Below are 24,374 nucleotides of genomic sequence, written 5' to 3'. Positions count from 1 at the left end.
CTCAGCACTTCTAATGCCCCATACCCTATTTCATGTAGTTATTTTTGAGATGAGGAAGATGAGCCACCACCTTCTTTGGGATAGGGAGAATCAACAAAACCCAATTCAAACAACTGTTTATAAGCTTTTTTGCCTAAATCACGGGTTGGGTTTTGACTCTTAATTATTTGAATTAACAATGGCACTGCTAATTCTGGCTGATTTTGGGCGCGATGTACTAATGCTAGTTGAAAGGTCGCTTCATCTCGCTTTTGAGCTGTCAATAGAGCCTTTTGACGCTGAGAATCAGAAACTCTATTGTCAATTCCGGAAAAACTAGAGTTTAAATCTTGATAAAAATTAGATAGTTGATTAAAAACCTGACGTGCTTCTTGGAGTTTCTTTACGGCTAAGGGGTAGTTTTGAGATGAAACGGCTTGGTCTGCCTCTTTCACTAAGCGATCGCCCCCTTCAATGCTCAAAAGGCTGCTATTCTGGGTTACGGGACGGAGATTATTGGGATCGTTGGGATCAATGGGTTGTGGTTGGCTAGTATTGCCTGGTAACTGTGATACCTGAGCATTCACAGGTGATAGCAAGCTGAGGACTGCTAAGACTGGTAGAAAAGCACGATGCATCAAGGTAACAGCGGCAGCAGTGTTCATGGGGTCAATTAGTGCAACAACTATATAGAAATAGAAAAGTTATGGATACTTCGGGTATCTTAACTCTGTTTGGGTCTCCGGCAAAGCAAAACCACATAACTAAGTTTCTCAGATTTAGACCGAAAATCACTTTCATAGAGTTCCCATTCCCCCTGGATAATATTTATCACTGAGCAATTGAGTATTTTATAGGTCATAAATAGTTATTTACTCAAAAAATGCCAATTTGGCAGAATATCCCCGCAATAGAAGCTAATCTATATATGATGTGTACATCCTCAAACGGTTGCAAAATACCACTAATTTTTTGTGACTTATTCAGGATGGATATAGCAGTTAGTGATTAATGCCAAACTTGGAAAATATAAATTTTCCAATTATGCAGCGGCATCTGAGGATTTAGTTTATAGGGCAGCATCCATTAAGCACATCCGACAAATAAAATAATTTGCAATAGTCAATTGTCAATAATCTCTCTTAAGACTCTTGACTAAATCAAGAATTAGTAATTTCTGCAAATGTGTGATTAGTAATTTCTGTTTCTTGATGGCTTAATTGTTGCAGTGCTTTTGCTAAATCAGCTGTGAGGCTTTTGGCATCTTGTTTTATGCAGCCACGTATGTAATCTTTGACTCTGATTGGACAGCCAATGTTAATGCTCACATCTGTACCCCAATTAGGATAAGGCTGGCTGTAATTAATGCCTATGGGTATTATTTTCACTTCCAGATCGGTATCATTAGATTCAGCGTTCAAAGCCAAACGTGCAATTCCCGACTTCAAAGGGGCTTGACAATGACGGTAAATATTACCTTCTGGAAAAATCACCACGGCTTTTCGCTGTTTCAGTAGCTCCACTCCATGTCGCAGAGTCCGAATTGATGGCTGTCGAGTATCTACAGGAAAGCCTCCTAAGCGTCGGACAAACCAGCCTTGGAATCCTTGACATTCATCAATAGTTACCATGAACCGCAAGTCTTTTGCGGTAATACAATCAGCAACGGCATAGGGTATAAGCAATGCATCCCAGCGGGATCTATGGGTAGGGGCGAAGATAACAGGTCCAGTTGTAGGGATATTTTTTTGTCCGGTTATTCTAATTTGCCCAAAGAATAATGGTAATAGGCAGTGACGACCTAATAAATATGCCAGAGGGCTTAACCAAGGAGAAACCCTTGAGGTGATACGTTGAGGATTTGGTGGTGTGTCTTGGCAAGTATCGAATAAAGAGTAAAATTCCATCATGACGGAAATAGCTGATTGACGGATAAAATTTAACGAAAAGCCTGATTAGTTACACCGTAGATTCTCTTGCGTAATTTGTGTCGTAGTAGATGGACAGTTTTACCTCTGTCTGTTAATTTCTCTGATACCGCCTAGTAGTAAACCAAGCCTGTAACTGTTGACGACAAGCTGATTCTAGAATGCCTCCGATTACCTGTAAACGGTGATTAGAAGCCGGGCTACTGGGTATGTTAATAACTGTGCGAATTGCGCCAGTTTTTGTATCGTCCACTCCATATACAAGTAATCCTAGACGTGCTTGAACTATCGCACCCGCACACATCGGGCAAGGTTCGAGAGTTACGTATAGGGTACATTCATTAAGATGCCAATTTTGTAAAGTTCTGGCAGCTGTTTTCAGAGCCAGAATTTCCGCATGAGCTGTGGGATCTTTGTCGCGCTCTTTTCTGTTTTCTCCTTCTGCAAGCAAATTACCAGTTGAATTGATGATAACAGCACCTACAGGAACTTCACCTGCATCACCTGCTGCTTGTGCTAATTTTAGGGCATAACTCATCCATTTTTTATGTGTAATATAGTCTAAGTATTCATCTGGCATGATCTGACTGAGAAGGTATAAATTCTTAATAAAAACTTTATAATTTAATATATTTTATGGATAGGCTTTTGTATGGGCGAAAAGCCTATTCGACAAGAAAGGACTGACGCAAAAAAATGAAAAACTAACGGTAAAGAACGGAAAGGAATTAAAATTTTACAGAGTTCTTGCGTAATTCCTAGATGTTTTAAAATTATTGCCTAAGATATCCAAAACTTTAGATATTCCTAAATCCTGCTTAAAAAGGAGGAGTGGAGAAGGTTAGTCCCCGTTTTTGAGGATGGATTGAGAGAATCTGGATACAACGGCAGAATTTATAAAGCTCCTCTGAGGGACTTAATCGCATCTCGGGCTAAGAGCGGATCGAGTTGGCTTTGTGCATCTAGTTGATAAAGATCGTCGCAACCACCAATATGTTGATTGTTGATAAAAATTTGTGGTACGGTACGGCGTCCGTTAGCACGTTTTGCCATTTTAGCTCTGCTTGCTTCGTTGCCGTCAATTTTATATTCAGTAAAGTTTACACCTTTCCACCACAGCAGGATCTTGGCACGAATGCAGTAAGGACAAGTTTGCCATGTGTAAATCTCAACATTAGCTTTAACTCGCTCTGGATGTCGATTTAACAGGGAATTAAGAAAGTCCAGCATATTTAATCTTAAGCAAGGTTTTAATTATGTCTGTCTATAGCCTAGATCATTGCTGAGGTTGATTACCGCAAATACAATTAACCTCTCGATGTTTTTCTAGGTTGATATGAACTAGCTCAAATTACACCGTTAAATTTTTCAATATTTAAAATCACAGATAAACACAGACTAACATTTTTGCAAGTATTTTAAGTATTTATCCTCATAAGCACTAGGCTAAAATGAGGCTATAGCGGTTCCTATTCTGGTGAGGTACGTTTTCAAAGCTACTAAGGGACTTCCAAATAGAAAAATAATCAATCGCTTTGGAGAGACAAGGGAGAGGGGGCAGACAAGGGAGAGGTATTGCTACCTTGTCTACCTTGTCCCCCTTGTCGCCCTGCTCCTATTGGATGCAAAAATTGAGTAATGTAATTTTTGGATGTCCCTAACCTTGTTAAACAGATTCGGGTGTACCTCAGTTACTTAGGAATACTTAGGAAACGCTATAAGATCTCTATTGATTATTGCGAATAGTGTCAATAATTTTTTAGTTGAAACTTGATTAACATTTGTAATGGAAATTTGGTAACCGCCCTTTGGTAGACTTAAAGACTGAAATAGCCAGATAAAGTAACGCAAATTCAAGCAGTTGAGAGGGCAGACTCTGTGGAAAATACACTTGGGTTAGAGATTATTGAGGTAGTAGAGCAAGCAGCGATCGCATCTGCAAAGTGGATGGGTAAAGGCGAAAAAAACATCGCTGACCAGGTAGCTGTGGAAGCTATGCGGGAGCGGATGAATAAAATCTATATGCGGGGTCGCATTGTGATTGGGGAAGGCGAACGCGACGACGCGCCTATGTTATACATCGGGGAAGAAGTTGGTATATGTACCCAACCAAATGCCGAAGCTCTCTGTAACCCTGATGAATTAATCGAAATTGACATCGCCGTTGACCCCTGTGAAGGTACGAACTTGGTAGCTTATGGACAACCTGGTTCAATGGCTGTGTTGGCAATTTCTGAAAAGGGTGGATTATTTGCTGCTCCTGACTTTTACATGAAGAAGTTAGCAGCACCTCCCGCAGCTAAAGGCAAGGTAGACATCAACAAGTCAGCAACGGAAAACCTCAAGATTCTCGCTGAGTGTCTAGAGCGCTCTATTGAAGAACTCGTGATCGTAGTCATGAAACGCGAACGCCACAACGATTTAATTAAAGAAATCCGTGAGGCCGGAGCGAGAGTCGCCCTAATTTCAGATGGTGATGTGGGTGCAGCTATAAGCTGTGGTTTTGCTGGAACCAATATCCACGCGCTAATGGGTATCGGTGCGGCTCCTGAAGGTGTCATCTCGGCAGCTGCAATGCGTGCTTTAGGTGGACATTTCCAAGGTCAACTGATTTACGATCCCGCAGTCGTCAAAACAGGTCTGATTGGAGAAAGCAGAGAAGCCAATATCGAGCGTTTAACGTCTATGAATATCAATGACCCCGATAAGGTCTATGATGCTCATGAACTGGCATCTGGCAACACTGTACTGTTCGCAGCTAGCGGCATTACCAGTGGTAATCTGATGCAAGGTGTACGTTTCTTCAACGGTGGAGCTAGAACTCAAAGCTTGGTAATTTCCAATCAGTCGAAAACTGCTCGATTTGTTGATACAATTCATATGTTTGGCGAACCCAAGACTCTCCAACTGAACTAATTTTTAGGGAATGGGGAATGATAAAAATAGGGGGAAGCATTTGGCAAGAAATCTTTCGATAAGAATGAAAAATAGTCACCCAAATGCTTCATCCTTATAGTAGTTAGTAGTTAGTAGTTAGTGATTATTTATTGTTTGTTGCTAGGAAAAGCTACCAACCAATAAACAAGAATTCCCCATTCCCTATTCTGACTCAATGCCTTATTTTCAACTACCAACTAGTAACTACGATTTAGCAAATGAATATAGCAGTGGTGGGGTTAAGTCATAAAACAGCCCCAGTCGAAGTCCGGGAAAAACTGAGCATTCCAGAACCACAAATTGAAAGTGCGATCGCTCAACTAGCCAGCTATCCTCATATTGACGAAGTTGCAATTCTTAGCACTTGTAACCGCCTGGAAATCTACATTGTTACCAGTGAAGCAGACCAAGGTATCCGGGAAATCACTCAGTTTCTTGCAGAATACAGCAAATTGCCTGTGGTTTCTCTGCGGCAACATCTGTTTATGTTGCTGCATGATGATGCAGTTATGCATGTTATGCGAGTTGCTGGTGGTTTAGATAGTCTAGTACTCGGAGAAGGTCAAATTCTGGCTCAGGTGAAAACTACTCACAAGCTAGGACAGCAATATAACGGTATAAAAACCATTTTGAATCGATTATTTAAACAAGCTTTGACAGCTGGGAAGCGGGTTCGGACTGAAACTAGTATTGGTACTGGTGCTGTCTCGATTAGTTCGGCTGCTGTGGAATTGGCACAAATAAAAGTAGCGAATTTAGCTGCTTGCCGAGTGGTAATTCTGGGTGCTGGTAAAATGTCGCGGTTACTGGTACAACATCTACTTTCTAAAGGTGCTGTAGAAATTAGTATTGTAAATCGCTCTCGCGATCGCGCTCAAGAATTAGCAAAGCAGTTCCCTGGACAACCGATTCAAATTCATCCGCTATCGGAAATGATGAGAGTAATTGCCGATAGCGATTTAGTGTTTACAAGTACTTCGGCAACAGAGCCGATACTCAATCGCGCTAAGTTGGAAATGGTTTTAGAAGTTCAGCGCTCTTTGATGTTATTTGATATTTCTGTACCGCGCAACGTTCATACAGATGTAAATGAACTGGCAAATGTACAGGCATTTAATGTAGATGATTTGAAGGCTGTAGTGGCTCAAAATTACGAAAGCCGTCGCAAGATTGCACAAGAAGCCGAGCGACTTTTAGAAGAAGAAGTGGAAGCCTTTGATATTTGGTGGCGCTCTCTTGAAACTGTTACCACTATTAGCTGTTTGCGAAATAAAGTCGAAACTATCCGCGAACAAGAACTAGAAAAAGCTTTGTCGAGATTGGGTTCGGAATTCGCTGAAAAACATCAAGAGATAATCGAAGCTTTAACACGAGGAATTGTTAATAAAATTTTACATGACCCGATGGTGCAATTGCGATCGCAACAAGATGTGGAAGCTAGACGACGTTGTATGCAAACTCTGCAAATGCTGTTTAACCTCGATGCCGAGGAACAGTTTAGTTAAATTAAATAACAAGTAAGATCCCTGACTTCTTAAAGAAGTCGGGGATCTGAGCTTTTAAATTAGATATACTTCTAATTAGATATCTATCTAATTAGAAGTTAGTTATGCAACCAGAGCAATTTAACATCTTACTGCGCTTTTTCAAGGCATTAGCGGATGATAGCCGATTGAAGATTGTAGGTATCCTAGCGAATCAGGAGTGCAGCGTCGAGGAATTGGCTGTACTACTGCAACTCAAGGAACCGACGGTATCCCATCATTTAGCAAAACTTAAAGAGCTAAATTTAGTAACAATGCGTCCCGAAGGCAATAGCCATCTATATCAATTGGATAGCGAAGCTTTGCAAAGCATCAGTAAGGAAATTTTCACACCTGAGAAAATAGCATCCTTGATTGAAGATGTTGATACCAAGGCTTGGGAAAGCAAAGTGTTGAAAAACTATTTCGAGGGTGAATCCCTCAAAGAAATTCCTGCTAGTCGCAAAAAGCGGTTAGTGATTCTCAAGTGGCTAGCAAGTCAGTTTGAGGTAGGAGTTAATTACCCTGAACGCCTTGTAAATGAAATTCTCAAACGCTACCATCCTGACTGCGCCACCCTGCGACGGGAATTCATTGCGTGCAAGTTAATGCAGCGAGAGGATGGGGTTTATTGGCGCACAACATAGATATTAAAGATGAATAAGCGACCGCACAATCATAGGTCGTATATTTATGCAGTTAGAAACACAAAAATTTTATTATACACCTGAAGAGTATGCAATATATTTTCCCCCTGAGCTAGCGCCGTCTAAAAAAGTTACTTCTCATTTGAATTACAAAAATTAACTAGATATAAAGAATTCTGTACGGTGTAGAGACGCTTCAAATGGCGCGTCTCTACAAGCATAAGTGAAGGATTTTAGCTTCTAATCCAAATCAGGAGTAAGTTATTTGCCCAAATACGCCTCTAAAACTTTGGGATTAGTTTGAATTTCTGTAGGTGTACCGTCAGCCAAATTCTGTCCTTCAGCAAGCACCCAAACGCGATCGCATAAGGACATAATCACATCCATATTGTGTTCAATAATTAGAAAAGTCATACCATCTTGGCGATTCCAAGTGACAATGCGATCGCAAATATCATCAATTAATCTCGGATTCACTCCAGCTGCTGGTTCATCCAATAAAATCAACTTGGGATTAGTCATCAGCGCCCGTCCCATTTCTAATAGCTTGCGTTGTCCGCCAGACAAACAACCAGCATAATCGTGTGCTTTTTTTTCCAAGCCCACTGATTGTAACAGGAACATTGCTCGCTCTTGCAGTTGCTTTTCTTCCTTAGCGACAACGTGCGGTTGTAACTGCACTTGCCAAAAGTTTTCACCAGTTTGTTTTTGCGCCGCCAGCAACATATTTTCTAACACCGACAACCGCGAAAGAGTCCGTGCAACCTGAAAAGTGCGGATTACTCCCTGCTGGGCGATTTGATATGGTTGCAAATTGTGAATTGGTTCGCCATCAAAAATTACTCGTCCTTTATCTGGGCGAATAAAGTTCGAGAGTAAATTAAATAAAGTGGTTTTACCAGCACCATTAGGGCCAATCAAACCCGTGATGCTACCTTTGGCAACTTCGATTTTTGCTTCATTAACTGCTTTGATACCACCAAAGCTTTTAGAAAGTCCAGTGGCTACCAAAAGGGGAAGTGGCGATGATTGGTTATTTACCAAGGGTAAGTTCCTCCTTTTTCCCTAGAATACCTTGAGGACGCCAAATCATCAGTACCATTAAAATTAATCCGATTACCATGATGCGAAATGCACCCAAACGTGCTTCATCAAGGGGAACGATTCTCGGCAAAACTTCTCGCGTTAGTGCATCGTAAGCGAAGAAAATTACTGCCCCTAAGATTGTGCCGACATTATTACCAGAACCACCGACAATCACCATGATCCAAGTATCAAAAGTCAACTGGGGTTGAAAATTATCTGGATAAATAGCGCCCAGTTGCCAAGCAAAGAAAGCCCCAGCAATGCCAGCGATCGCCCCGCCAAGGATGAGAGACTGTAATTTATACCAAAAGACATTTTTTCCCAGTGCTTTGGGAATTTCCTCATCTTCGCGGATGGCTTTGAGAATTCTACCCCAAGGCGATCGCACCAAAATTTCTAACCGCCAAAATACAAACGCTAAAATCAACAGCAACACCAGCATTAAACCCGCTTTTGGGTTGTAATCATACAGTCCAATTACCCCAGAAATATAAATTGCTGCCGCCAAAATTCCTAATACAATTCCCACACCCAAGCGCGAAGCAAATTCTTCTTTGCTAGTTATCTTTTTGTCTAAATCAGTAGTCCGAGATATTTGGGTAATGCGAATCCATCGCCATAATGTAAAAAAAGTTACAGCAGCTAATAACGTTAACAACCCAATCATCACTAATCTGAAAAACAAATTTGGTTCTGTGGATAGCGGGATGGGATAACTTTGCACACCAAACGCCCCAGAAATCCAGGTATCACCCACAGGTAATTCTTGATTATTCACCACTAAACGAATTAGTTCTCCAGTACCGATGGTGACAATTGCTAAATAATCTTCCCGTAAGCGCAGAGTCGCAAAACCAATTATTAAACCCAGTAAGGCGGCAACAATTGCCCCAGCTAACACCGATATTAGTAGGGGGACACTCTTTAAGCTTAACAACACAGTTGTGTATGCTCCCAGCGTCATGAAAGCAATATGACCAAAGTTAATTAATCCAGTAAAGCCCCACTGTAAATTCAGACCGAGAGCGAATAGGGCAAAGGTTGCTGTGGAAATTGCTAAGAAAATGAGATATTCAACCATGTTTAATAGTTATTGGGCATTAGGCGTTAGGAGTGGTGAGTGCTGAGTTAGGAGTTAACTCACTTCTTGCACCTTGCTGGGTAAACACGCAAAAAGTGGATAAACAGCGAAAAATATTACAGTAGCACGAGAAGCTTAAGGAAACTAAAGTAGTAGTTAAATAGACATAAGAAAATATAATTTCTACGTATTCAGCCACAGGAATGACAAAATGCTGGGATGATGCTTTGAGCGTCATGAGCAAAGAGATGACCAACATGAAATCATCAAGTTTGCTTTTGAAGCTTAAAACATGAGAGAAAAGGCGTGAAATGTAGATCGATAAAAAGCACTAAGAAAATGCTTGCCCACGCCCAAGAACTAGTTTACACCCTCAAAGAATTGATGCCGACGCAATACCAAAAAGATAACTTAGAAGCAATGCTGGCATTATTTTTGGAAGCACAAGGACAACCACTACCTGAATATAGTCAAACAAAATCTCCAAGTGCAATTAGCCGATTTTTGAATATCAATCCTTGGTCAACCAGGGAAATGATTCGTGTTGTTCGCTCCACCGCATTACAAACAGTTCTCAAGGTATTAGCATCATCTGGTCAGGGAAGAAAACCATTTTTACAAGTAATTCTTGACTTAACAACTTTAGAGAAACGGGGTAAATTTCAAGAGTTTAGTGATTTAATCAGAACTTATAATGGTAAACGTGGTCTGCATCTGGTCGTAGTTTATTTGGTAATTGGAAGATGCCGCATTCCTTGGAATTTCCGGGTTTGGAGAGGTAAGGGAACGCCTTCCCCAGGACAGCTTGGACTGAAACTTGTTCAACGTTTACCAAAAATCTTAACTGAACGTTTTGAGACTATTATTTTAGCTGATACAGCCTTTGGTAGTATCGAATTTCTTGAGGCTGTACGTCGTCTGAAATATCATGCTGTTACAGGTGTCGCTATTAGCCGTAAGTTAGCCGATGGTAGACCTTTAAGACGATTACATAAACAAGGACAACAGGTTTATCTGTTTGGTTTAAAGTTCCTGTTACCGTTTCTTGGTATTACTTAAAACGCCATAATGGCAAACTTGAAAAACGCTTTGTCTTGTCTACTCGCCCGATTAAAGCTTCTACTCTCAGGTGGTGAGGCAGCGCGGTCTTGGGGGTTTCCCCCATGAGCGACTGCCGAACCCGAAGGGTGGGGTAAGCGTCGATGGCAGATTGAGGGCTGGTTTAAAACTGCAAAGCATCGTTTTGGTTTGCACCGTTTTGGCCAAGGAACTCTACTGGGTATGTATTGCTGGCTTATCCTTTCACTCACTGCTTACCTCATCGCCCATTGGACTTATCTGCATATTTCGCCAGGCTCACCACCTGATTGGGGACAAGCGGCACAAGCTGCCCTTGAGTCTATTTTTCCTCATATAGTTGTGTATCTTCTTTTACTCAATATTGAACGACTTGCTCATCTTGTACGTAGTTCTGGTTTTGACATCTCTATTTACAGGTGCAAGATTTGAGCTCTTTTTCTTTTACCATAAATTGCTACACTCATTGCCCTATCTCTATTTCAGAGGATTTTGTCCCCCCGCAAGCAAACCCTTGTAACTGCGTTTTTAGCAAAATCTCAAAGTTTTGCCTCAAAGCTTTGAACAGTCTGGCTTTGGCATTTTCGGACAAGTCTATTGTAATGTTCAATTTATAAAATCTCGTCAATGGTTTGATTTAAACCCTATAGATTATCTAAAAACTCAAGGAGTGATTGCCACCCCTTGAGGATTGCAATTCAAGGATATGATGCTGCTCTATTCTCAACCACCACAAACCGTATCATTAGTTATTGCAAATTCAGATATATCACCATACACGGTTTTGAAACTTGTATTACCCCCATTTAAATCCGAAAAATTCTTCCAAGAATCATACATACAATAATGTTTTGCATTATTGTAATAGAAAACCAAACCGTTATTATTAAATTTATAAACACCAGCTTGATTCAATCCTGCATTACTCAAGTCTTTGTAGTTAGGGCCACAAAGACCATCGTAGGTCATTGAATAATAACCGCCTAATACATTTCCATTAAAAGAACCCGGTTCTTGATCTGGATTATTAGCACTTTGACAATAATGATTCTGTCCATTAGAGTAATACCACCCTGATTTATTAGGGAAATAAAAACCTCCAATAGGATAGGACTTTTTATGAAACTGTGCACTAACATCGAGAGTATATGTTCCCGTAAAATTTGAATCATCGAGATTAAAAAATTGCATGGTATCAGTGTAGCTTCCAGTTGGGTAAGTTGCTCCCGTCCAAAAGTCAAAAGCAAAGCCTTTTGCATACCTATAGTCATCGTTTTGAAGAGTACGTGAAGATATTGACGTTGACTTCGTAAGTTGACGTTCCGCCATATACTGATATGTCCATATTGCTAAGCCATGATCCTCAGGCATAAAACAATTTCCTCCGTACACCTGATCGCCACTACCTCCACGGAGGTATATATCCATATCGCCAATCAGGTTATAATTTCCTTGCCCCGAACAGGCAGAATTACTCGAATGTATTGCTACGACCCTTTGGGCTTGCCCTTTGGATAATCCGGAGGAAAGACTATTGTGCTGACCGGTTCCTGTTGCATCAAAATTTTGCGAAAACGGTGCCGCTGGATCTAGTCCAACAACTTCTTTGACTTTTTTTGTATATTGTGTTTGTAATTGTGCGCTAGTAAAGCCTGATATGTGTGCGCCCAGGCTATGTCCTACAAAGGTAGTTTTGGTTGTATCAATTCCTTGTTGATTAATTGAAGATGACAATTTATCCGCTACCCATGTGACCATGCTTGCGACTTCTGTATAGTCATAATAGTCGGCAATCGTACTCCAATCTACATAGATTATGTTTGCTCTTGGATATAATGCCTGTAAGTCATTACCCGTATTCTGGAGATTTCCATCAGAGCTAGTCGGGCTAGAGTTCCATCCATGTATTAAGAAAAAAGTCCTTTGATTAGCATCCAATTGATTAAGTAGACTAGTGTCTATGTTTATTGGATTCGAACTATACATACTTCCAAGCGGACGACCTGTCTTTGATGTATTTGACTCAGGAGTATAGTAGGTCATTTTAACAGTCATAGGAGTTTTAGCTGCTGCAATACATGGTGTCAACAATGCACTTGCAACGATCAATGTTAATGCAGTAGGTAGAGAAAATTTTATCTTCATAAAGTTTGTTGAGGCTAGTTTTGCAGGTTTTAGAATGACTAAAAAATAAATAACAAATACTAGAGTATTGGTATTTGAGAGCATCTAATTATGTCTCAAATATCATAATTTATAAGGGTACTATTACGGAAGCTGTCACCAAGGCAGAATAGTAAATATTTGTAACAATTGACATACCCTCAGTTGAATAGCTCAACTAAGGAACGCAGAAGAAATAATGAGCTTATAGTACATATAGGGATTGAGCCGGGATTTGTACAAAAACGGAAATAGGGACTCAGAAAGCTTGATTTTGCGTTACCTAAAATGGTGTTGCATACAAGGAAGTAGCAAATTATCAAATCTAAGTCAGGCAAGTATTTCTAGCTTTAATTTCCGAAAATACAAGGATCTCAGTTCAATCCCATCAAAGGATGATAAGCGAATCAAGAAGATTTGGCATAGGCATATTAGAACTCTTGCATAAATATTTTGTGGTAAGATTAAAGGCTATTCTAATTTCAGCTTTTGTCAATTCAAATAGTAAGAGTTTACTCAAATCTTGCACCAACCGTAGTTGTCCGTACAGAACAGGTAAGCCAGCGTTTAAATGTAACAACAGCAGAATAGAACAAGCTAAATAACTTTTGTTTCAAAAATGACTTAAAAGTAAGGATTAATGCAGAGAATGCAAGATGCCGAAATACAGAGATTGTTTGACCTCAAATATGGATATGATTGCATCTTTCTATCAAAACATGAGAGAAAAGGCGTGAAATATCGAAATGTTATAAAGCAAGAAAAATGCTTGCCCACGCCCAAAAACTAGTTTACACCCTCAAAGAATTGATGCCGACGCAGTACCAGAAAGATAACTTGGAAGCGATGTTGGCATTATTCTTAGAGGCACAAGGACAGCCATTACCTGAACACAGCCAGATAAAATCCCCTCATATAGTTGTGTATCTTCTTTTATTTAATATTGAACGCCTTACTCATCTTGCACGTAGTTCTGGTTTTGACATTCATATTTCCAGGTGCAAGATCTGAGTTAAGGTTAGGAGTTAAGAGTTAGGAGTTAGGAGTTAAGAGTTAGGAGTTAGGAGTTTTGTTTATCTCCTTGTCTCCCTTGTCTCCCTTGTCCCCTTATCTCCTTCATCCGCCTTTCTGGGCGAATAAATTTTAGCGTAGCTTGAACATAGTGCTGCTTTGTCGTTAAGCGTAGTTAATTTTTTGGGAATACTATTTATTGTTGGTGTTTGTTGGTAGGGAATACGTATGAATTTGCTGCGACTTAGAATGCATCACTTAATCGAGCAGTTAGCCGATGACGATTTGCAAAGTATTTGGGACGTTCTCGAAGCTTTACATTTTGATTTTTATATGCTAAATGCTATACAAAAAGTCAAGCGATCGCAACAGCCGTGGGACATCTTAACTCATGATGAAGCAGTACGACTATTAATGTTTTTCTGATTCAGCAGCGCTTTTGATCTCCTTTCAGTAGTGCCGAGTCTTGAGTCCTTAGTACTGCCTCTTCACTCAGCACGGGCTAAATGCCCCACCACCGCTAACAGTACTCAGCACTATTTTTGAAGGTAACTCTAGTGAGTCTGGAAGTGCGCTATGCAAGGTCTTTTTTGCTAGACCTAAAAAACTTAGAACCTGCTGCTTACGAGCGGGTGTATGATTTTGTCTTTATCGAGTTTGCCCAAAACTGGCAATTGAGTGGACTAAAAGAACTACGACAGCTTGATGGTGAGGGGATTTTTCACCGCTTTACCCTAGATGATTATCTGATTGGTATAGAAATTAGAGGTCAAATTGTGAAATTTTTGCGTGTCATCCCTATGCCAGATGTTTAAGCTGAAGAGTTAACCGAACACCTAAAACTGTAAACTGTATAAGGCTAGGCAGGGATCGCTATAACCTTACATTAAACTGGTTTTTGAAAAACACTTTATTTGAGATTTCCCTATGGATGCTAGGGCACTTTGGCAACGATACCAAAACTGGTTATATTTCCACGAGGGATTGGGACTGTACTTAGATGTGAGTCGGATGCGGTTCGATGATGCCTTCGTGGATTCGTTGCAGCCGAAGTTTGACAAGGCGTTTGCGGATATGGCTCAACTCGAAAAGGGAGCGATCGCCAATCCTGACGAAAACCGCATGGTTGGACATTACTGGCTGCGAAATCCTGATTTAGCGCCAACTCCAGAACTTACACAAGAAATTGTCCAAACTCTAGAACAAATCGAAGCCTTTGCAGAAAAAGTCCAAACAGGTGCTATTCATCCTCCAAAAGCAAGCCGCTTCACGGATATTATCTCCATTGGCATTGGTGGTTCCGCCCTCGGTCCCCAATTCGTTGGTGAAGCCCTCGCCCCTGATTTTCCACCTCTGAAACTTCACTTCATTGATAACAGCGATCCGGCAGGTATCGATCGCGTTATCAATCATCTCCGAAACAATCTTGCTAGTACTTTGGTATTGGTAATCTCCAAATCTGGGGGAACACCGGAACCTCGGAACGGCATGATTGAAGTTAAAAAAGCCTACGCCGCAGATAATTTGGACTTTGCCCAATATGCGGTGGCTATTACCAGTCCTGATAGCAATCTCGATAAAATAGCCAAAGATGAAGGCTGGCTGGCCAGATTTCCTATGTATGACTGGGTAGGCGGACGCACTTCGGAAATGTCTGCTGTGGGTCTAGTACCAGCAGTATTACAAGGCATTGATGTTCGTGCCATGCTACAAGGCGCAAAAGAAATGGATGACGCTACCCGCGTCCCAAATCTAAAAAATAACCCAGCAGCCTTGCTTGCTTTGTCTTGGTACTTTGCTGGCAATGGACGAGGTGAAAAAGATATGGTTGTTCTACCTTACAAGGACAGCTTATTTTTATTCAGTCGCTATTTGCAACAGCTGGTGATGGAATCCTTGGGTAAGGAAAAAGACTTAGATGGCAAAACTGTCTATCAAGGCATCGCCGTTTATGGTAATAAAGGCTCAACAGATCAACATGCTTACGTCCAACAGTTGCGCGAAGGTGTGCCGAATTTCTTTGCTACCTTCATCGAAGTTTTAGAAGATCGTCAAGGACCGTCGGCAGAAATAGATCCCGGAGTTACATCAGGCGATTATCTTTCCGGTTTTCTTCAAGGAACCCGACAAGCGCTTTATGAAAATCAGCGCGATTCCATTACAGTCTCTATTCCCCAAGTTAATCCCCGAACTGTAGGGGCATTAATTGCTTTGTATGAACGTGCTGTTGGTTTATACGCTAGTTTGGTGAACGTCAACGCTTACCATCAACCAGGGGTAGAAGCTGGTAAAAAAGCTGCCGCAAGTATTCTTGACTTGCAAACACGAGTAGTAGCAGTGCTACAAAAAGAAAAAACTCCTCTTTCTCTGGAAGAACTCGCCGAAAAGGCAGGTGTATCAGAGCAAGTTGAGGCCATCTACAAGATTTTGCGTCATCTCCATGCGAATCATCGCGGTGTGGTTTTGCAAGGCGATCTTCACAAACCCAGTAGTTTGAGAGTTTCTGCTGGCTAATAACTTTAGTCTAAATATCACATCTTGTTGATAATTGTTGTATCTGCAACAATTTTTTATTGTGAAGCATCCTAAATAGAAGATATATCTTCAATCTAGGATGCTTCACTGTAATAATTCGTAATTCACAATTATTAATTATCAGTTATGAACTAACATCAGGCGTTGATTAAAATAGCTCTTTGGCAAGAAACAGCGATCGGGTAAAAAAGGATTGTTGACATTTTGAGATAAGAAAGTACTCGGTTTATCTCGATGACAGAAGGGTGGCACAATTCCCCAGAGTTCTGCCAGCCAAATCCAATATCCTGTTTCAATTCTGCCGTAGCTTGATACCGTCAAAATCTCGCCAACGCTATTGTTAATCGATACCAATTCAGAAGATGATTTGATTTCAGTTAACAGCCAAGCTAACTCTTCTACAGAAAAGTAATAACCATTGTCCGCAGCTATGTTGATAAAATCCTGTGGACTTTTAGCTAGTAGTAATTGTTCTTTAAGAGAGGGTATTTTTTGTGCTAAATCAAAAAGATCCCAAATCTGTTTCCTGGTGATTAAAAACCACGCAAGTTCTTCTGCCGTCAGACTGTAACCATTTTCTGTTGCTAACTTGAGAAATGGCTCCAGGCTATCAGTTTCGGCTAATTGACGTTTCAATGGAAAAGTTTGCTCTACTAATGACAAAAAATCAATAATCTTTTGCCATGTAACTTTGTTAAAATTTGTGTGAAGTTTTATTCTCTCTTTCCAATAAATATATTTCTCTTCTTGAAGAAAAAAGTTCCAAATTTGATAATACATAAGTCATCTTTCCTAACTCTTAAACTTGCTAGAGGATTGTTATTAATGAATACCAGTGTAGTCAGTATAAAGTGAGTTCTTCGACAGTATTTAATTTGCTATATCATGTAAATGAAATTACACAGTAAATAAGTATTTTTTTTGTGTAAATTTTACAACTAGGAATCCAATTTACTGAGTAAAGAATGAAGTATAGCCATACCTGCATTCGACTCTGCCTACGCTCAACACTTGTTGTTTTTCCTAAGATTAAAATTAAAGCAGCATAAATTTCCTGCTGGGATGAGAAAATAGCGCTACCTACTCAATAACGAGGAAGCGCTATGCTTTAGTGATGAAAAGCTAGCTATTTTGACAGCTTTCAATAGCGATCGCTACGCTTATCTGCAAGAACAAATACTCAATACAAAAACTCAAAGTTACGGGTTTTTAGTCAAAGTTAGGTACACCTAAATATTTAACCGACTGATTATTATCGGTTATTATTTATACATCCTTATTAACCATTCACTAATTTCAATTCCCGACCAAAAGATTTCTCTATTGGCGGTCTTCTTCATCCTTGGGCTTGGATCTTTCTCGATGTTGTTCAACCTGTTGATCGACGGTTTGTTTAATTTTGCGCTCAGTAGCATCCATTACAGAATATTTAAAGCGGTTAATTATGCCACTGAACAAGTTACCAAAGAATCTCTCAATTTCTTGCATGATTTTATACCTCAATATTTAAAGGTAAATTCTTGACTCTACATTGGTTTTGAACTTTCTAGTAGAATTTGGAAATAAAACGCTAGCCTGTTTTATTTGAAGTATCTGTTAGTCTCTTCGCGTCTCTGGGTGGCTTATAAGACTAGCGTTTGATTTATCCGTTGCATCAGTTTTGCTTGTGAATGACTGTATAAAATAGCCTTCTCAATCAAATCAGTGCTATTGAGACTTACAAGTATTGAAATGCGGTAGACATTCAATACTTTTCGGGTTTTGGGGGAAAGGGGAAAGGGAAAGGGTTTGAATTTCCCTTTCCCCATTGCTCTTTAACCTTTCCCCAGACCAAAAAAGAGATTATTGGGTTTAACCGAAAAGTATTGGGTAGACATTTGTCTATTGTAATATGTCTAAAGTAATAAATTTGACCGAATAATTCGTAGTTATTAATTCGTAATTAATAATGAGATAGCAGGTTAGATCAAAAGTCGGTCATCAAGAGCATGAGTTTTGTATCAAAGTTGCAGAACTTAATCTTAAAGTAAAGTTTTGATAACAAAAATTGCCAGCGATCGCATTACACCTATTCAACCTGATTACACCTTGGATATTACTGAATAGTATCAGGATCTATGTTGAGCGATGGCTGCGCCAACGCCAAGGGCGAACGCAACTTTGCCTTTAACTGTTCTATCTGTAATTCTGCCTGTTCTGCGCGTTCACGTTCCTGTTCTGCGCGTTCACGTTCCTGTTCTAGCAGTTCTTCTGCTTGCTGTCTTGCTAAAACTTCCTGTCCTAAAGCCTTTGCCAGTTCATTGGGAATCAGTAATTTTTCCCCCGTATCTTCTCGATAAAACCCAATTAGCTTTCCTTCAATCACTAAGCGCAGTTGTAGTGGTTCACTGCGTCCATCGTCTATGGGTTCGTAAATGCTACAAGATTATTGTAGAGCAAGTGTGATTATCCCTAATTTCGGGTGTTCAAGCTTTGCAAAATATAACTAGATAACTCGCAAAATCCTTCACCTTCGGCAGCAGTGGTAATATAAGCAGGTTGATATTGCAATTTATCGAGATATTCCCGCACATTTGCCACTCCTACAGAAATCGGAAAATAATGGCGATCGAATAAACTTTCATCATTGGGACTATCGCCTACAGTGACAATTTGTTCCGGTGAGTAATCGGGGAAGTATTCGCGCAACACCTGCAACAATCCAACAGCTTTATCTTGACCTTGGGGTTTAATGTGACACTGCACGTTACTGTAGGTAAATCCCCAACCCATTTGTTGACAGAGATTGTTTAGGCTTTGTAATTCCTCTTGACTCAAACCAGCTACATCAAAAGTCCAATCGGTGATACGAAAGCGATTATCAGTAGATTCCTGGATTTGGGGAAATTGAGTTTTTAACTTTTCAAAATTTGTAGCCAAATGCTGACGATGCTTAGCTAAATCGGCAATGGGTGTTAAGACTACTGGTTTTTGGTTATCGGGTGGAAAGTACAAACCGCCATTTTCTGCTATACCACCTGCCACTGGCATCAAGCTACTCAATCCACTCACCCACCCAGCAGAACGCCCTGTGACAATCAATACTTTAATGTTAGTTGTTGCTAAATCCTCTAGAGCTTGCAGCAGCGCAGGAGTAAATTTTCCTCGTCTAGTCAAGGTGCCATCCATATCTGTAGCAATCAGACGAATATTGCTTAGGTGAGTAGATGAAACCTCAGACAAGGGAGTAACGCTCAGATTTTTGGACATATTAATTATTGGGCATGGGGCATTGGGCACAGGAGAAATACTCACTACAACTTCTTACTCATCTCCGAATACGGTTCGGTTAAGGTTTTTTGATGAAAATTCTAGATTGCAAAGACGCGATTTATCCCCGTCTTTACAATAATCAATTTTTCGTAGAGACGGCGATTTATCGCGTCTCTTGCCTTAACCGAACTGTATTGCCTCCATTTCCCTCAGTCCGGAAGGGCTTTCTTGATATGATAAGAAGCTTTGCGATCGCAACTTTGTAAAAAATATTAATCATACAGCAAGATGGCGTTGAAAATTTGGGCATCCTAAACATCAGGAGTCAAGTTTTTCAGTTTTCCAACCATGCCCACTTCGATGTTTCTTGCCCAACCCCTTGGGACAAAAACTAAAAAGGCATCCCAGGAAGTGCCAGCAAGTAATCCTCAAATATCACCATTATTGGTGATAACCTCTGGAGGACTGGCTTTAGTGGTGATTGCTTTGATTGTTTATAGTAAGCTCCAGATGAATAAGCTGGAGAAAAAAATTAAGTTTGAACAATTCCGGGCGCGAGAATTAGAGAAAAAATTTAAGCTGGCGCTGGAAACAATTCGCAAAATGGAAACAAATCCCGATTTGGTTAACTCACGGGATTTTAACCTAGATTATCTGCGAATGCGGATGTCAGAGGAGGTGTTTCATTTTGCGATTCTTAATCAAGTGAAGATTCAGATCAAAGAAAAAGTTACTCAGGCCCTGCGTCCAAATCAAGCCCAACAAGGATCGGTGGGAATTGCTAACAGTGCTGGTCGGCAAGTAGATGAAGTTTTTGATGTAGAGTATGAAACTGGTAGTCCAGGGAACTCTGCTAAACGTGTACTGTTTCGGATTCAAGTCCGGTTAATGAAGTTACCGACGCAAGCCACTTCTGCAACTATTAGTCAAATTATTGACTGTATAGAAACTTACTTAAGTCCTATGGAAGATGAAGATAGTTGGCAACCAACAATTCAAGGTCGAATTGCCACTATGCATTGGGATCAAAAAGCTAAGCCTACGCCTTTACTGGTGCTGGAACAGTCGAATGAAGGCGTAAATGTGACTTTCCGCACTAGTCGCCAACCAAATGCCCCAACTCCGCCAAGCCAACCTGGAATGAAAAAATCAGGCTCGGCTAGACAATAATTTATGTTTGTCATTTGTTATTCGTCATTGGTCATGTCTGATTCACAAAGGACTAAAGACTAATGACTTTAAAATCATGACTGAATAGCTGTATTCGGTGAATTACGGGTTAAGATACCATCTTCCATTTCTATGATGCGATCGGCGATGTCTAAAATTCGGTTGTCGTGTGTGACTAACAAGATAGTAGTTCCCTGATTTTTAGCTAGGCTCTGCATGATTTCGACGACATCGCGTCCTGATTGTTTGTCTAATGCTGCTGTTGGTTCGTCTGCTAGCACTAGAGGAGGACGATTCACTAAGGCACGGGCGATCGCGATTCTTTGTTTTTGTCCACCAGAAAGGTTGTCTGGGTAATAATTAACTCGTTCTTCTAAACCAACAGCCCCCAGCATGGCTTCTGATTTAGCCACTGCTTCTGTTTGAGAAATGCGATCGTTTAGTTCTACTGCCATTTGCACGTTTTGCTTCGCAGTTAAGAACCCTAGCAAGTTGTGAGCTTGGAAAATATAACCAATGTTGCGTCGCATCTGCACAAGTTTGTTTTGACTAACGCCAAAGAGTTCTTCATCTAAAAATTTTAAACTTCCGTCTTGTACAGAGCGCAAACCACCAATCAAACTGAGTAATGTTGTTTTACCTGAACCTGATGGCCCAGTCATAATTACAATTTCACCTGGATAAATTTCTAGGTTGATGTCAAATAAAATTTGTTTTCTCAGTGCGCCTTTGCCATAGTAATGATTCAGATTTTTAATGGCAATTACAGGTTCTTGTCTCTTCATAGATTTGTTGCTTATAAGTTAGTAATTCTGAGATGTAAATATATTTTTATCAGAAAATGCTTGTCTTAACTACCAATTATAAATTCAAACTATCTAGAGTAATTGATAATTAATATTCAATTAATTAAAATATATCTGCTGGATCTGCAGAACGTAATTTTCGCACTGCGATCGCCCCAGAAATAAAACACATAATCATAGTTAAAATCAACACCATTATAGCGCGATCAAAACTCATAAAAACTGGTAAAAGTGTTGCTTCTCTTGCGCTTTTATACATAAATAAAGCGAAAACTATTCCTGGAAAATATCCTAAAACTGCTAACAGAAAAGCTTCTTGAAGAATAACTGTTAATAAATAATTTTGTGTATAGCCTATTGCCTTCAGAGTAGCATACTCAGCTAAGTGATCTGCAACTTCTGTGTAAAGAATTTGATAAACAATTACAGTTCCCACAATGAAACCCATAACAGTCCCTAAAGTGAAAATAAACCCAATAGCTGTACTACTTGCCCAATAATTTCGCTCAAAGTCAATAAATTCTTGTTTGGTTAAAACATTTACTTCCTTAGGTAAATACTTCCGTAATTCTTCGGCGACAATATTAGCATCTGCTCCCGGTTTTAATCTAATTAACCCAATATCAATTAATCCTCTTTGACGATTACTGAATATCCGCAGAAAGTTAACATCACTCGTAATTAAATTACCATCTGCACCAAAAGATGCACCTAATGTAAATAGTCCTTCTACTTTAATTCGTCGCCTCCGTACTTCTGCTGTCACCGTCTTTCCTTGACCATAATTAGCAGCAATTGGCCCATACTCTAGCCGAGAAGAACGGTCAAATAAAACTACATCAGGTAGTTTAAGTTTCTCTAAATTCTCCTGAACTCCAGGTAAGTTTACCAAGTTCATTTCTGGGTTCATGCCAAAAATGAGGATACTCCGAGGGCGTCCTGTTACAGGATTTTTCCAGGTTGTAAAGTCTAAATATATAGGATGTACTGATTGTACTTCTGGTAATTCTAAAGCTTTATATAAACGTCGTTGAGAAAAACTTCTCATGGCTAAAACGGCGCTAGATTGACTGTTGATTAAAACAATATCACCCTGTAAACTGTTATGAAATCGAACGTTACTATAATACAACGCATCCCGGAAGCCGAGTTGCATAAACATCAAAATATCGGCAAAACCAATTCCTGCTAAAGCTACCGCTAGGCGAGTTTTTTCTCTTGTTAGTTGTAGCCATGATAGAGGTATTTTCTGACTCATTTTTTATGGCGTTTATAAAAGCTTATTTGTAGGGAGATAAATGGGACTTTTTTTAATCACGCAGAGTTGCTGCACTTCGGCTCATTTCGGCTACGCTCAATGACCAACACTCAAATCGAGCGTTCGCGTAGCGTCTCCGTTAGGAGAAGTCGAGATTCAATGACCAACGCTCAGTGATCGGCGCAGAGAAGAAGGTGGTCTCTAAAAAATTAGCATTACTGCTAATCTATGAGTTGATTAGTTATTGATTTCGACAACAACTTTCGCGTAAGTTAAACCAGAAACTTTCTGACTATCTTCTGGAGAAAGAGCAATTTTTACTTCTACTACTCTGGCATCTACATCGGCTGCTGGATCTGTATTTAGGACATCTTTTTTGCCAATTTTTCTGCCAATTTCAGTGACGGTTCCTTTTAATTCGCTGCTAAATGCTCCATTATCGCTAGTGATAGTAGCGTTTTGACCGATACGCACTTTCCCAATACTATCTTCGGCGATTTCAGCAATCACATACATTTGGCTGGTTTGCCCAATTTCAGCAATGCCATCTGCACCGATCGCTTCACCTGATTTGCTGTGAATCTTTAAAATCTCTCCAGTGATTGGGGCTTGAACGTAGCTCAATCTGAGTTGTGCTTCGGCTTTTCTGACATTGGCGATCGCATTACTAATTTGCGCTTGCGCTACTTGCATATCAGTAGGACTAACATCCAAAAGTCTGCTCAGTTTGGCTTTTTCTTCATCGATTTGTCTTTGCAAGGTTGCTACAGTTTTGTCACGGTTAACTTTGGCTTCAATCAATTGCTGTTGCAAAGTTGCTAAATTTTGGATTTGATTAGCTCTGGCCTCAGCAAGTTGTTGTCGTAGGGTTGCGAGTGTCTGCTTTAAAGTGGCTTGACTTTCCGCAACCTGCTGATTAGCAGTTACAGCACTCAAGCGTCTTCTATCCCGTTCTTGCTGAGAAATTGCACCTTCTTTGTATAAAAAATCATAGCGTCCAGCATCAACTTGAGCATTGCGCTGTTCGGCTTGGATACGTGCAACCGTCGCTCTGAGAGCATCTCTTTGCCCACTCAGTTCAGCTTCTAGGCGATTGACTGTTGCTTGTTGGACGAGTTTATCCCCACTCAACTGAGCGCCAATTCGGGCGATCGTTGCTTGCTGAGCATCCCTTTCGCCGACTAATTGGGCTTGTAGTCTAGCAATAACTGCTCTTTGAGCTTGAATATCTCTTGGAGATCCAGCCCTGACTTGCGCTAAATTCGCCCGGGATTCTTGAACTTTAGCTTTTGCCTCCTGTAGTGCGGCTATTTGCGTATCGCGGTTGTCCAAAATTGCGACAATTTGACCTTGCTTTACCTGTTCACCCTCACTGACTAGTAGTCGCTGAATTCTTGACGATGGAGCTAACCCTGAGGATGGGGCGGACAATTTAATAACTTCGCCTCGTGGTTCCAAACGTCCCACAGCACTAATGCTATTAGTAGATGGCATCACGGGTGCGGATACAGTTAGTTTTTTCAACTGCTCGATTTTGGCTGTACCTAGTACCCCAGCAGCAATTACTAGTGGGACAGCTACCGCGATACCCCACCAAATCTTAGGTTGTTCAGGATTAAGTGGCTGCTCAGTTGGCTTTGGCTTTTCAGTCACCCTTGACATAAGTATGTTACCCATTTATCTGAATTGTGTTGATCGAAGTAAAAATAAAAGGGTTTTTAATTAATAATGAACCTCTGAGAATAAACAACAGTTATTTAAAGCTAGGTATGGCTTTAAATTCATTGCCGATCAACGCTCAAGACTATAGCTTTGCAAAATAGTGCGCTCTTGTAGATGGCTATTCAATATCTAAAAAAGGCGATATATTGCGTCTCTCGTGAAAATCCCAAATTGGTATAATGCGGTACTGCTAAATTCA

General features: G+C 40.3%; 24 protein-coding genes and 1 pseudogene. 10 read left to right on the top strand and 15 right to left on the bottom strand.

What is annotated here, in order from left to right; translation table 11 throughout:
* Nucleotides 1-38: 38 nt before the first annotated feature.
* The 4 genes from ACFG4S_RS19395 to grxC all read right to left on the bottom strand — a co-directional run bounded on the left by ACFG4S_RS19395 (nucleotide 39) and on the right by grxC (nucleotide 3,137).
* Entirely contained in the window at nucleotides 39-644 is a 606-nt protein-coding gene (locus ACFG4S_RS19395; RefSeq protein ID WP_392530665.1) for a hypothetical protein, read from the bottom strand.
* Nucleotides 645-1,139: 495 nt separating this feature from the next.
* A complete protein-coding gene (locus ACFG4S_RS19390; RefSeq protein WP_392530664.1) occupies nucleotides 1,140-1,889 on the bottom strand; it encodes a lysophospholipid acyltransferase family protein in 750 nt (249 codons plus the stop codon).
* A gap of 112 nt (nucleotides 1,890-2,001) precedes the next feature.
* Nucleotides 2,002-2,487: a tRNA adenosine(34) deaminase TadA gene (gene tadA, locus ACFG4S_RS19385; protein ID WP_392530663.1), complete on the bottom strand. Its 486-nt coding sequence runs from the start codon at nucleotides 2,485-2,487 to the stop codon at nucleotides 2,002-2,004.
* A gap of 314 nt (nucleotides 2,488-2,801) precedes the next feature.
* Complete coding sequence (gene grxC / locus ACFG4S_RS19380; RefSeq protein WP_392530662.1) at nucleotides 2,802-3,137, bottom strand: glutaredoxin 3; 336 nt, start codon at nucleotides 3,135-3,137, stop codon at nucleotides 2,802-2,804.
* A gap of 648 nt (nucleotides 3,138-3,785) precedes the next feature.
* Between grxC and glpX the strand changes: the two genes are divergently transcribed.
* From glpX to ACFG4S_RS19365, 3 genes are all read left to right on the top strand, one after another.
* The gene (gene glpX / locus ACFG4S_RS19375; protein ID WP_392530661.1) at nucleotides 3,786-4,823 is read left to right on the top strand and encodes a class II fructose-bisphosphatase; all 1,038 of its coding nucleotides are present in this window, start codon (nucleotides 3,786-3,788) and stop codon (nucleotides 4,821-4,823) included.
* Between the two features lie 239 nt (nucleotides 4,824-5,062).
* On the top strand, nucleotides 5,063-6,349 hold the full coding sequence (locus ACFG4S_RS19370) for a glutamyl-tRNA reductase (RefSeq protein ID WP_392530660.1): 1,287 nt from the start codon (nucleotides 5,063-5,065) through the stop codon (nucleotides 6,347-6,349).
* Between the two features lie 104 nt (nucleotides 6,350-6,453).
* Nucleotides 6,454-7,014, top strand: a complete 561-nt coding sequence (locus ACFG4S_RS19365) for a metalloregulator ArsR/SmtB family transcription factor (RefSeq protein WP_392530659.1) — start codon at nucleotides 6,454-6,456, stop codon at nucleotides 7,012-7,014.
* Nucleotides 7,015-7,275: 261 nt separating this feature from the next.
* Here ACFG4S_RS19365 and ACFG4S_RS19360 read toward each other — a convergent pair whose 3' ends face one another.
* The 3 genes from ACFG4S_RS19360 to ACFG4S_RS19350 are packed head-to-tail and all read right to left on the bottom strand — an operon-like array spanning nucleotide 7,276 to nucleotide 9,440.
* Nucleotides 7,276-8,058 carry an ABC transporter ATP-binding protein gene (locus ACFG4S_RS19360; RefSeq protein WP_392530658.1) on the bottom strand — a complete coding sequence of 261 codons (783 nt, stop codon included), beginning with the start codon at nucleotides 8,056-8,058 and terminating at the stop codon, nucleotides 7,276-7,278.
* Entirely contained in the window at nucleotides 8,048-9,181 is a 1,134-nt protein-coding gene (locus tag ACFG4S_RS19355; RefSeq protein WP_392530657.1) for a branched-chain amino acid ABC transporter permease, read from the bottom strand. Before ACFG4S_RS19355 ends, ACFG4S_RS19360 begins: the two co-directional genes overlap by 11 nt.
* A 19-nt stretch (nucleotides 9,182-9,200) precedes the next feature.
* Entirely contained in the window at nucleotides 9,201-9,440 is a 240-nt protein-coding gene (locus tag ACFG4S_RS19350; RefSeq protein ID WP_392530656.1) for a hypothetical protein, read from the bottom strand.
* Between the two features lie 80 nt (nucleotides 9,441-9,520).
* Here ACFG4S_RS19350 and ACFG4S_RS19345 point away from each other — a divergent pair, with 80 nt between their 5' ends.
* Together ACFG4S_RS19345 and ACFG4S_RS19340 are read left to right on the top strand one after the other, a co-directional pair.
* A complete protein-coding gene (locus ACFG4S_RS19345) occupies nucleotides 9,521-10,240 on the top strand; it encodes a hypothetical protein (RefSeq protein ID WP_392530655.1) in 720 nt (239 codons plus the stop codon).
* 222 nt (nucleotides 10,241-10,462) lie between these two features.
* A complete protein-coding gene (locus tag ACFG4S_RS19340) occupies nucleotides 10,463-10,690 on the top strand; it encodes a hypothetical protein (protein ID WP_392530654.1) in 228 nt (75 codons plus the stop codon).
* Between the two features lie 291 nt (nucleotides 10,691-10,981).
* Here ACFG4S_RS19340 and ACFG4S_RS19335 read toward each other — a convergent pair whose 3' ends face one another.
* A complete protein-coding gene (locus tag ACFG4S_RS19335) occupies nucleotides 10,982-12,487 on the bottom strand; it encodes a hypothetical protein (RefSeq protein ID WP_392530653.1) in 1,506 nt (501 codons plus the stop codon).
* A 699-nt stretch (nucleotides 12,488-13,186) separates the two neighbouring features.
* Between ACFG4S_RS19335 and ACFG4S_RS19330 the strand changes: the two genes are divergently transcribed.
* From ACFG4S_RS19330 to ACFG4S_RS19315, 4 genes are all read left to right on the top strand, one after another.
* Nucleotides 13,187-13,432, top strand: a complete 246-nt coding sequence (locus ACFG4S_RS19330) for a hypothetical protein (RefSeq protein WP_392530652.1) — start codon at nucleotides 13,187-13,189, stop codon at nucleotides 13,430-13,432.
* A gap of 228 nt (nucleotides 13,433-13,660) precedes the next feature.
* Complete coding sequence (locus ACFG4S_RS19325; protein WP_392530651.1) at nucleotides 13,661-13,858, top strand: hypothetical protein; 198 nt, start codon at nucleotides 13,661-13,663, stop codon at nucleotides 13,856-13,858.
* Nucleotides 13,859-13,989: 131 nt separating this feature from the next.
* A complete protein-coding gene (locus tag ACFG4S_RS19320) occupies nucleotides 13,990-14,247 on the top strand; it encodes a cytotoxic translational repressor of toxin-antitoxin stability system (protein WP_392530650.1) in 258 nt (85 codons plus the stop codon).
* A 112-nt stretch (nucleotides 14,248-14,359) separates the two neighbouring features.
* Complete coding sequence (locus ACFG4S_RS19315) at nucleotides 14,360-15,946, top strand: glucose-6-phosphate isomerase (RefSeq protein ID WP_392530649.1); 1,587 nt, start codon at nucleotides 14,360-14,362, stop codon at nucleotides 15,944-15,946.
* A 141-nt stretch (nucleotides 15,947-16,087) separates the two neighbouring features.
* Here the strand turns inward: ACFG4S_RS19315 and ACFG4S_RS19310 are convergent, their stop codons facing one another.
* The 4 genes and pseudogenes from ACFG4S_RS19310 to ACFG4S_RS19295 form a co-directional block, all read right to left on the bottom strand.
* Nucleotides 16,088-16,747: a Nif11-like leader peptide family natural product precursor gene (locus ACFG4S_RS19310; RefSeq protein WP_392530648.1), complete on the bottom strand. Its 660-nt coding sequence runs from the start codon at nucleotides 16,745-16,747 to the stop codon at nucleotides 16,088-16,090.
* A gap of 540 nt (nucleotides 16,748-17,287) precedes the next feature.
* Nucleotides 17,288-17,455: a hypothetical protein gene (locus ACFG4S_RS19305; RefSeq protein WP_392530647.1), complete on the bottom strand. Its 168-nt coding sequence runs from the start codon at nucleotides 17,453-17,455 to the stop codon at nucleotides 17,288-17,290.
* A 607-nt stretch (nucleotides 17,456-18,062) separates the two neighbouring features.
* Nucleotides 18,063-18,380, bottom strand: a pseudogene (locus ACFG4S_RS19300) (Uma2 family endonuclease); the annotation flags it as partial.
* A 38-nt stretch (nucleotides 18,381-18,418) separates the two neighbouring features.
* Nucleotides 18,419-19,216, bottom strand: coding sequence for an HAD-IIB family hydrolase (locus ACFG4S_RS19295; RefSeq protein ID WP_392530646.1), 798 nt, complete (start codon nucleotides 19,214-19,216; stop codon nucleotides 18,419-18,421).
* 351 nt (nucleotides 19,217-19,567) lie between these two features.
* On the opposite strand from ACFG4S_RS19295, the gene ACFG4S_RS19290 reads away from it, so the two are divergent.
* Complete coding sequence (locus tag ACFG4S_RS19290; RefSeq protein ID WP_392530645.1) at nucleotides 19,568-20,389, top strand: hypothetical protein; 822 nt, start codon at nucleotides 19,568-19,570, stop codon at nucleotides 20,387-20,389.
* A gap of 74 nt (nucleotides 20,390-20,463) precedes the next feature.
* On the opposite strand, the gene ACFG4S_RS19285 is transcribed toward ACFG4S_RS19290, so the two are convergent.
* From ACFG4S_RS19285 to ACFG4S_RS19275, 3 genes are all read right to left on the bottom strand, one after another.
* Nucleotides 20,464-21,174: a DevA family ABC transporter ATP-binding protein gene (locus ACFG4S_RS19285; protein WP_392530644.1), complete on the bottom strand. Its 711-nt coding sequence runs from the start codon at nucleotides 21,172-21,174 to the stop codon at nucleotides 20,464-20,466.
* Nucleotides 21,175-21,298: 124 nt separating this feature from the next.
* Nucleotides 21,299-22,453 carry an ABC transporter permease DevC gene (gene devC / locus ACFG4S_RS19280; RefSeq protein WP_392530643.1) on the bottom strand — a complete coding sequence of 385 codons (1,155 nt, stop codon included), beginning with the start codon at nucleotides 22,451-22,453 and terminating at the stop codon, nucleotides 21,299-21,301.
* 237 nt (nucleotides 22,454-22,690) lie between these two features.
* On the bottom strand, nucleotides 22,691-24,115 hold the full coding sequence (locus ACFG4S_RS19275) for an HlyD family efflux transporter periplasmic adaptor subunit (protein WP_392536024.1): 1,425 nt from the start codon (nucleotides 24,113-24,115) through the stop codon (nucleotides 22,691-22,693).
* Nucleotides 24,116-24,374: the final 259 nt, after the last annotated feature.

It is taken from the genome of Nostoc sp. C117 (genome assembly GCF_043099735.1).
GTDB lineage: Bacteria > Cyanobacteriota > Cyanobacteriia > Cyanobacteriales > Nostocaceae > Nostoc.
The sequence above is the reverse complement of the archived record's forward strand: the minus strand, read 5'-3'. Positions and strand labels throughout refer to the sequence as shown.

Excerpts from the sequence above, each read along its gene's own strand:
- ACFG4S_RS19395 (WP_392530665.1), bottom strand. The coding sequence starts at position 644 with ATGAACACTGCTGCCGCTGTTACCTTGATGCATCGTGCTTTTCTACCA.
- ACFG4S_RS19390 (WP_392530664.1), bottom strand. The coding sequence starts at position 1,889 with ATGATGGAATTTTACTCTTTATTCGATACTTGCCAAGACACACCACCA.
- tadA (WP_392530663.1), bottom strand. The coding sequence starts at position 2,487 with ATGCCAGATGAATACTTAGACTATATTACACATAAAAAATGGATGAGT.
- grxC (WP_392530662.1), bottom strand. The coding sequence starts at position 3,137 with ATGCTGGACTTTCTTAATTCCCTGTTAAATCGACATCCAGAGCGAGTT.
- ACFG4S_RS19370 (WP_392530660.1), top strand. The coding sequence starts at position 5,063 with ATGAATATAGCAGTGGTGGGGTTAAGTCATAAAACAGCCCCAGTCGAA.
- ACFG4S_RS19365 (WP_392530659.1), top strand. The coding sequence starts at position 6,454 with ATGCAACCAGAGCAATTTAACATCTTACTGCGCTTTTTCAAGGCATTA.
- ACFG4S_RS19355 (WP_392530657.1), bottom strand. The coding sequence starts at position 9,181 with ATGGTTGAATATCTCATTTTCTTAGCAATTTCCACAGCAACCTTTGCC.
- ACFG4S_RS19350 (WP_392530656.1), bottom strand. The coding sequence starts at position 9,440 with ATGTTGGTCATCTCTTTGCTCATGACGCTCAAAGCATCATCCCAGCAT.
- ACFG4S_RS19345 (WP_392530655.1), top strand. The coding sequence starts at position 9,521 with ATGCTTGCCCACGCCCAAGAACTAGTTTACACCCTCAAAGAATTGATG.
- ACFG4S_RS19340 (WP_392530654.1), top strand. The coding sequence starts at position 10,463 with ATGTATTGCTGGCTTATCCTTTCACTCACTGCTTACCTCATCGCCCAT.
- ACFG4S_RS19335 (WP_392530653.1), bottom strand. The coding sequence starts at position 12,487 with ATGCTCTCAAATACCAATACTCTAGTATTTGTTATTTATTTTTTAGTC.
- ACFG4S_RS19330 (WP_392530652.1), top strand. The coding sequence starts at position 13,187 with ATGCTTGCCCACGCCCAAAAACTAGTTTACACCCTCAAAGAATTGATG.
- ACFG4S_RS19325 (WP_392530651.1), top strand. The coding sequence starts at position 13,661 with ATGAATTTGCTGCGACTTAGAATGCATCACTTAATCGAGCAGTTAGCC.
- ACFG4S_RS19315 (WP_392530649.1), top strand. The coding sequence starts at position 14,360 with ATGGATGCTAGGGCACTTTGGCAACGATACCAAAACTGGTTATATTTC.
- ACFG4S_RS19310 (WP_392530648.1), bottom strand. The coding sequence starts at position 16,747 with ATGTATTATCAAATTTGGAACTTTTTTCTTCAAGAAGAGAAATATATT.
- ACFG4S_RS19305 (WP_392530647.1), bottom strand. The coding sequence starts at position 17,455 with ATGCAAGAAATTGAGAGATTCTTTGGTAACTTGTTCAGTGGCATAATT.
- ACFG4S_RS19295 (WP_392530646.1), bottom strand. The coding sequence starts at position 19,216 with ATGTCCAAAAATCTGAGCGTTACTCCCTTGTCTGAGGTTTCATCTACT.
- ACFG4S_RS19290 (WP_392530645.1), top strand. The coding sequence starts at position 19,568 with ATGCCCACTTCGATGTTTCTTGCCCAACCCCTTGGGACAAAAACTAAA.
- ACFG4S_RS19285 (WP_392530644.1), bottom strand. The coding sequence starts at position 21,174 with ATGAAGAGACAAGAACCTGTAATTGCCATTAAAAATCTGAATCATTAC.
- devC (WP_392530643.1), bottom strand. The coding sequence starts at position 22,453 with ATGAGTCAGAAAATACCTCTATCATGGCTACAACTAACAAGAGAAAAA.
- ACFG4S_RS19275 (WP_392536024.1), bottom strand. The coding sequence starts at position 24,115 with ATGTCAAGGGTGACTGAAAAGCCAAAGCCAACTGAGCAGCCACTTAAT.